Here is a 7,056-nt window from a genome sequence, read left to right on the forward strand (position 1 = left end):
GAGCGCCGGGCCGAACCGTGTTCAGCGCGCCGCCACCGCCTGCGCATCAAACACGGGATTGAACTCGACATCGACCTTGATGTTGTTCTTGATGTCGCCCGACTTGTAGAGCGTGTCCGCGATCTTTTGCTCGCGCGCGACCAGCGTCTTGTCGAGCGGATAGAACACCGAACGTCCGTTCTCGGCGGAGAACTTGGCGCGCGCCGGACTCTGCTTCATCTTCTCGAGGTAGATTTTTTCGACGGCCGGAACGTTCTGCGCCCACCACGTCCACGAGTTCTTCAGCCGCCCGAGAAAGTCGCCGATGGCCTGGCTCTTTGCGGGATCGCGCAGCACTTCGGTGCGCGCGGCGAACACCGAGAGCGCGGGAATGTCGAGCTCGTCGCTTCGGATGATGACGCGGGCATCGCCCTTGTCCACCGCTTCCTTCACCGGTCCGTAGCCGCCCGAATACACGGCGACCTGCCCCGCGTTGAACGCCGACGCCGACACGTTTCCGTCGCCGAACTTCACGCCCTGGAAGTCCTTCGGCTTGAGATCAGCCTTCACGTAAGAGAGCACGTACTGCAGGTAGTTGAAGCCGCCGAAGTTATAGCCCCAGGTCTTGCCGCGCAGGTCGGCGAGCGTCTTGACGTCCGCGTTCTTGCGCACCACCGTGACGATCGGCGGGTAGCTGCTGTCCGGATTGCGCCAGCCCGCGATGATCTGCAGCGGCGCGGTGTCCGCGGTCCACGGCGTTCGCGCGTTGCCCTGCTCGATGATGAGCGACGTATCGCCCATCAGCCCGACATCGAGGCTTTTCGAGTAAAGCGCCGAGAGCTGCGCGGCGGGTCCGGTGAGCACGGCCCACTTGACTTTGTACGGCGTGCCTTCGAGCACTCGCGACTGCTCGACGATGAGCGGCCACGCGGCATCCTGCGTGCCGATGTTGATCGTGACCGGCTCGTCGGCGAAGGCCGCCGGAGAACTCGCGAACAGGCTTGCAACGATGAGAGCGGTGAGGCGTTTTGCGAGGGGCATTGTCGTTCGATGTGAGGTTGATCGGGTCATGCGGATTGGGCGGCGGCGGCTTGCGATGCATCGGTCTGCGTGACGCCGAGTTCCGCGAGCAGGCGTGTTCTGAGCGCGATCGCGGCTTCGTCGCTGCGCGAGCGCGGCCGCGGGAAATCGACGACCACATCCGCGCTGATCTCGCCCTGCGACAGCACGACGATGCGGTCCGACAGAAGGATCGCTTCGTCGATGTCATGCGTGACGAGAACGACCGCCGGCGTGTGCGCCCGCCACAGCTTCGCGACCAGCTCGTACATGCGGATGCGCGTGAGCGCGTCGAGCGCGGCGAACGGTTCGTCGAGCAACAGCAGCTTCGGTTCGCGGACCAGCGCGCGAGCCAGCGCGACGCGCTGCGCCTCGCCGCCCGACAGCGTCTTCGGCCAGCCATCGGCGTGACGGGTGAGACCGACTTCATCGAGCGCGGCGAGAGCCGGCGAGCGCGCCGCGCGAAGCCGCTGATGACCGATGACCACGTTCTCCCACACGCGCTTGGCGGGCACGAGCCGCGGTTCCTGAAAGACCACCGAGCGCGCACCGGCTACGCGCACGCGGCCGCTGTCGGCCTGATCGAGTCCGGCGAGAATGCGCAGCAGCGTCGTCTTGCCCGCGCCCGACGCGCCGAGCATCGACACGAACTGGCCGCGCCCGATGTGAAGCGATACGTCCTTGAGCACCGCGCGGCCGGCGAAAACGCGGCTGACGGAATCGAGTTCGAGCGCGGTTTGCGGCGGGGCGCGATCAGGCGAGTTCAAAGCGCGGCCTCCACGGAAGAGCGAGGTGTTCGAGCGTGCGCATGATGAGGTCGGTGACGATGCCGAGCGCCGCATAGACCAGAATGCCCGCGATGATGATGTCCGCGCGCTGGTTCTGGTTCGCGTTGACGAGGATGTAGCCGATGCCGTTCTGCGCGTTGATCTGCTCCGCGACGACCAGCGCGAGCAGCGCCACCGCCGACGCATAGCGCACGCCGACGAGGATCGACGGCAGCGCGGTCGGCAGGATGATGCGCAGCGCGACCTGGCGGCTCGAGAGGCCGAACACGCTCGCCGCTTCGAGCAGCTTCGGATCGACGCCGCGCACGCCGGCATAGGTGTTGAGGTACATCGGGAAAATGGTGGCCGCGAGGATCACGGCGATCTTCGCGCCTTCGCCGATGCCGAACCACGTGATGAAAAGCGGAATCAGCGCGATGAACGGAATGGTGCGCAGCATTTGCAGTGGCGCATCGACCATTTCTTCGCCCACGCGCCACAGGCCCGCGAAAAGCCCCGCGATCAGGCCGATGCCGCCGCCGATCGCCAGCCCCGTCGCCGCGCGCACGAGCGATACGCCGATCGCGCCCTGCAGTTCGCCATCCGCGACCAGTTCCCTCAGCGCGGCGAGAATGACGGTCGGCGGCGGGAGTGTCTCCGGCGCCACGAGTTGCAGCGAGGACGCAAGCTGCCACAGCACGATGAGCGCCACCGGCACACCGATGCGCAGAGATCGGGAACGCAGCACGGACCACCGCAGCGCGCTGCGGCGTGTCGCTGCGCGCGTCGGAAGATCGATCAGGGCGCGGCCCGCGTCGGCGCGAGATTGATCAGCAAGGCGCTCATTGCTGCCCGCGTCCGGGCGTTCGAGCGGCGTGCCCGGGTCGAGTCCGAGCGCAGCGGATGGAAAGCGAGGAACGGCCATGAAGGTTCGTCGAAGAGAAGATGAACCACCGATGGTACGGTCGCGTCCGCTCGCGACCAACGAACCGATTTCACGATGCTAAGCGTCTGCCGGCTCATTTGGATTCCCGCATCGGCGCAATCGGCCGTGTGTTTTGCTTAGCAGATTCGCTTCGTTGGCGAATGTGGCGTGCTGACCTAACGTGTGCGCTGGCTCTCTCAACGGACGGACACTCATGGCCACGATCGAAGCGGAAGTTTCGCCAACCGCCGCCGATGGCGCTCGCGTCGAAGCAGTGACGCCCGGTTCACCGGCGTTGCGCGAACTGATCGCGGCAATCGCGCAGGATGCCCGGGCGCGCGGCAACGGAGAATCCGACCCGCATCGCGCCATTGCCCTCGTGCGGGCCGCGCGGCTCGGTCTTTATCGCTTGCCGGTGGCGGATGGCGGCGGCGGCGCGACGCTGCCGCAACTCTTCGAACTCGTGCTCGATCTCGCGCAGGCCGACTCGAACATTCCGCACATCCTGCGCAATCATTTCGCGTTCGTCGAACGGGCGCGGCGCGCAATGCCGCAATCGCCCTACTCGCGCTGGCTCGAATCGGCGCGCAGCGGTGCGCTCTACGGAATCGGCGCGAGCGAACTTGGCAATCAGAACATCGGCGACGGCGATGGCGCGACCTCGCTCAAAGCCCGCGACGGCGGCTTCGTGCTCGATGGCGTCAAGTACTACAGCACCGGCAATCTCTATGCGGACTACATCGTCGTCAATGCGAAGACGGACGACGGACGCTTCGTGGCCGCCCGCGTCGCGGTGCGCCAGCCAGGCGTGGATGTGCGCGACGACTGGGACGGCATCGGCCAGCGCCTGACCGCGAGCGGCACCACGGTGTATGACCACGTGAGCGTCGAGCGCGACGACGTGCTCTACTACGACGACGAACTCAAGGTCCCCTGGCAAGCCACGTTCTCGCAACTCTGGCTGACGACCATCGTCGCGGGAATCCTGCGCGCGGTATTGCGCGACGCAGTGGCGCTCCTCAAGCGGCGCGAGCGCAACTACTATCACGCGGTGACGGCCCGTCCCGCCGACGATCCCCTGCTGCAGGAAATCGTCGGACGGCTCGATGCCGCCGCTTATGTGGCGGAATCGAGCGTGCTGCGCGCCGCCGATGTGCTCGGTCGCGCCTTCGATTCCGCGTTGACGGGCACGCCGGATCACGCGCTCTTTCTCGAAGCGGCGCTGCACTCCGCGCGCTCGAAGGTGCTGATCGACGAACTCGCACTCGATGCGGCGACGCGCCTATTCGATGTTGGCGGCGCATCGGCGGGCAAGCAGAGCGCGGCGCTCGACCGGCACTGGCGCAACATCCGCACCATCGCCTCGCATAATCCGGTGTCCTACAAGGCGCGCGCGCTCGGCGAACATGCGCTGCACGGCACGCCGTTGCCCACGGCGGCATTCTTTTAAGGCTGCGCGCGCCTGTTCATTCATCCCGACAGGCAGGTGCTCAGCCGGTCATTTCGCCGATTCGACATCCCGCCCCCCCGTAAACGCTCGATGCGTAGAGCGCGTCGTCGAGGTCCGCCGGGACATCGGCGCCCATGCACGCCTCGTGCGCTGAACGACGAAACCCGCCGGGTTGCACACGCGGATGTTGCGCAGGGAAGTTCGCGTTGAAGGGACGGGAGATCTCGCATCGCCAGGCGCATCGCGTAACGATACTTTGGATTCCGACGCAAATAGCGAGCGCATCATTGAGGGAAACGACTACAGCATCCGCAAGCAATCGATATGTGTTTTCGTTGCTTTGCATCGCCACACGCGCGCGTCAAGATGTTCCGCTACCGTCGATCGAGGACAACGTTCATGCTAGATACCGCCTACGAAACCATCACGGTCAAGCCGCTTACGCGTCACATCGGCGCATTGATCGGCGGGATCGATCTAACTCGCCCGCTCACGCAGCAGCAGGTGGCCGACGTGCGCCGCGCGCTGCTCGCCCATCAGGTGGTCTTTTTCCGCGACCAGCCGCTCACGCTCGATCAGCATCTCGCGCTCGGCCGTCGCTTCGGCACTCTGCATGTGCATCCGAACAGTCCGGGGCCGGAGGGCTATCCGGAAATTCTGCCGATCCATAGCAATGCCGCCACGCGCCGCATTGCCGGCGACCGCTGGCATTCGGACGTCTCATGCGACGAAGCCCCGCCGATGGGCAGCATCCTGCATTTGCACACGCTGCCGCCGCATGGCGGCGACACGCTCTTTTCGAGCGCTTATGCGGTGTATGAGTCGCTATCGCCGGGCTTGCGGCGGTATCTGGAAGGATTGACTGCGACGCATGACGGCGAGCCGACCTATCGGCAACGCAACCGCCTGCGCGGCATCGACGATACCGGCAAGACGTTTCCGAAGGCATCGCATCCGGTGGTGCGCACGCATCCCGAATCGGGCCGCAAGGGCATCTTCGTGAACTCGAATTTCACGACCCATATCGACGATGTGCCCGCCGCCGAAAGCGAAGGCATCCTCCGGCTGTTGTTCGAGCGTTTCGCGTCGCCGGAATTCCAGGTACGTTTCAAGTGGGAGTCGCACTCGGTCGCGTTCTGGGACAACCGCGCCGTGCAGCATCTGGCAGTGTGGGACTACTATCCCGACGTGCGGTCGGGTTATCGCGTGACGATCAATGGAGACAAGCCTTACAGATGAACAAAGCCGTCGCGCGGCCGCCACGCGTTCACTTGATCTGGAGCACCGCCTGCCGCACGTCGATGCGGCGCGGGATGACCTTCTTCTCGAACACAATGTTCGCCGCGTCCTGCTGCGCGCGGATCACTTCGTCCGTGACCGGATAGCGCACGCCCCACTCCAGACGCGAGATGGTTCTGTTCCCGACATCGATTGGCACGCCGGTATTGCCTTCGGATGCGCGAAATTCTCGCCCGTTAGCTGCGCGAGCTGATCGAAGAGCAATCGCAGCGCCGCCGGATAGCGCGTCGCGAAGTCGCGCGTCGAGATTTAGAAGCAGTACTGCTACACCAACAAATCGCCGATGGTCAGAATGGTGCGCGCGCCCGTAGCCAGTTCCGCGTCTGCGTAAGAGGATCGGGCACGGCCCAGGCATCGACGGGCGTCTATCAGCTCGCCGCCGGCGATGCATCACACGAGGCGGCGCCGGCTACAGGACGATCGCTGCAATCGCCGACGCCGGAACCGCATCCTCGACGAACCGGCAAGTGGCTGCGTTCCGCGGCGTGCGGGTGAGGTTCTGAGCGAGTCGTTATCGCGTTGAGGATCGATGCCTGCGTTGGCGATCGATGACCAGCCACGCATCGCCCCTCTTCGCCGCGACGGAACGTCTGCGCATTTCATCCTGTTGGTAGCCGGCCTGATACGGCCTGGTGCCTCATCCATCCCTGCCGCAATTCTGGCGTATGGTGCGACCATCCGGGGCAGGGGCACCGGGGAGCACTTCGGGTGGGCAGGCCGTTGATCGTACGATGAGCCGCGAGCCCGTGTTAGTAGCTGGCCGCCCCTGCGACCCGCCCGGTTGCGCTGCGAGCGCGAATCCGTAATGGTCCTACTGTCCCACCGGCTCCCAAGGTAACGTTTAATGGGAGACGGTTATGCGAATCATTGGTCGGGATGTATCGAGATCGGTAAAGTCGGGCTCCAGCATAAACCGCGCGGCCCGAGCGATATGATTTCCGGTGCTAATCAAATCGCCGCGGACGATAAGCCGTCCACCGGCGCCACGCGCGTGCGTGCGCATATCCTTAGCTCGACTCATGCGGTCCGATTCTCCGGCCGGCTGACTATGATTGACCGTCTTGAGCGCCGCTGAACCGTTGATCTCACGGCGTCCCGCACCGTCTGGAGTTTCATCTTGTCTCGAATCGAATCATTGCGCGGGCCGCTCGTCGTCGGAATCGGCGGCACCACGCGCCCCGCTTCATCGACAGAACGCGCGCTGGGCTTCGCCCTCAAGGGCGCACAGGAAGCCGGCGCGCGCACGCGCCTCTTTGGCGGCGCGTTTCCGTACAGCCTGCCGCACTACGCGCCCGAAACAGGCGGACTCACCGCTGCCCAACGCGAGCTGATCGAAGCCGTGCGCGCCGCCGATGCTCTCGTCATTGCGACGCCCGGCTATCACGGCGGCATTTCGGGGGTCGTCAAGAACGCGCTCGACACGCTCGAAGAGCTGCGCGACGACGAGCGTCCTTATCTGGACGGCCGCGCCGTCGGCAGCATCGTCACCGCGTATGGATGGCAGGCGGCGGGCACGGTGCTGACCTCGCTGCGCTCGATCGTGCATGCGCTGCGCGGCTGGCCGACGCCGTTCGGCG

7 protein-coding genes and 1 pseudogene are annotated in these 7,056 nt (G+C 65.2%); 4 read left to right on the forward strand and 4 right to left on the reverse strand.

What is annotated here, in order from left to right:
• Window positions 1–21 precede the first annotated feature (21 nt).
• Genes BG57_RS28490 through BG57_RS28500 form a run of 3 tightly spaced genes read right to left on the reverse strand, consistent with a single transcriptional unit; the run spans window position 22 to window position 2,730 of the window.
• Entirely contained in the window at window positions 22–1,020 is a 999-nt protein-coding gene (locus BG57_RS28490) for an ABC transporter substrate-binding protein (RefSeq protein WP_035970268.1), read from the reverse strand.
• 26 nt (window positions 1,021–1,046) lie between these two features.
• Window positions 1,047–1,805, reverse strand: coding sequence for an ABC transporter ATP-binding protein (locus BG57_RS28495; RefSeq protein ID WP_035970270.1), 759 nt, complete (start codon window positions 1,803–1,805; stop codon window positions 1,047–1,049).
• A complete protein-coding gene (locus BG57_RS28500) occupies window positions 1,792–2,730 on the reverse strand; it encodes an ABC transporter permease (protein ID WP_035970272.1) in 939 nt (312 codons plus the stop codon). Before BG57_RS28500 ends, BG57_RS28495 begins: the two co-directional genes overlap by 14 nt.
• Window positions 2,731–2,944: 214 nt before the next feature.
• On the opposite strand from BG57_RS28500, the gene BG57_RS28505 reads away from it, so the two are divergent.
• Both BG57_RS28505 and BG57_RS28510 read left to right on the forward strand, forming a co-directional pair.
• Window positions 2,945–4,180 (forward strand): acyl-CoA dehydrogenase family protein, encoded by a 1,236-nt coding sequence (locus tag BG57_RS28505; RefSeq protein WP_035970274.1) that lies wholly within the window; start codon window positions 2,945–2,947, stop codon window positions 4,178–4,180.
• Between the two features lie 399 nt (window positions 4,181–4,579).
• Entirely contained in the window at window positions 4,580–5,419 is an 840-nt protein-coding gene (locus tag BG57_RS28510; RefSeq protein ID WP_035970284.1) for a TauD/TfdA dioxygenase family protein, read from the forward strand.
• Between the two features lie 28 nt (window positions 5,420–5,447).
• Here the strand turns inward: BG57_RS28510 and BG57_RS33525 are convergent, their stop codons facing one another.
• A complete protein-coding gene (locus BG57_RS33525; protein WP_174447252.1) occupies window positions 5,448–5,618 on the reverse strand; it encodes a hypothetical protein in 171 nt (56 codons plus the stop codon).
• Window positions 5,619–5,836: 218 nt separating this feature from the next.
• On the opposite strand from BG57_RS33525, the pseudogene BG57_RS33995 reads away from it, so the two are divergent.
• Together BG57_RS33995 and BG57_RS28525 are read left to right on the forward strand one after the other, a co-directional pair.
• Window positions 5,837–5,982, forward strand: a pseudogene (locus BG57_RS33995) (porin); the annotation flags it as partial.
• Window positions 5,983–6,596: 614 nt separating this feature from the next.
• A partial coding sequence (locus BG57_RS28525; RefSeq protein WP_035970285.1) for an NADPH-dependent FMN reductase occupies window positions 6,597–7,056 on the forward strand: 460 nt, incomplete at its 3' end.

Source organism: Caballeronia grimmiae, from assembly GCF_000698555.1.
GTDB classification, from domain to species: Bacteria; Pseudomonadota; Gammaproteobacteria; order Burkholderiales; family Burkholderiaceae; genus Caballeronia; species Caballeronia grimmiae.

Excerpts from the sequence above, each read along its gene's own strand:
- BG57_RS28510 (WP_035970284.1), top strand. The coding sequence starts at position 4,580 with ATGCTAGATACCGCCTACGAAACCATCACGGTCAAGCCGCTTACGCGT.
- BG57_RS28505 (WP_035970274.1), top strand. The coding sequence starts at position 2,945 with ATGGCCACGATCGAAGCGGAAGTTTCGCCAACCGCCGCCGATGGCGCT.
- BG57_RS28500 (WP_035970272.1), bottom strand. The coding sequence starts at position 2,730 with ATGGCCGTTCCTCGCTTTCCATCCGCTGCGCTCGGACTCGACCCGGGC.
- BG57_RS28490 (WP_035970268.1), bottom strand. The coding sequence starts at position 1,020 with ATGCCCCTCGCAAAACGCCTCACCGCTCTCATCGTTGCAAGCCTGTTC.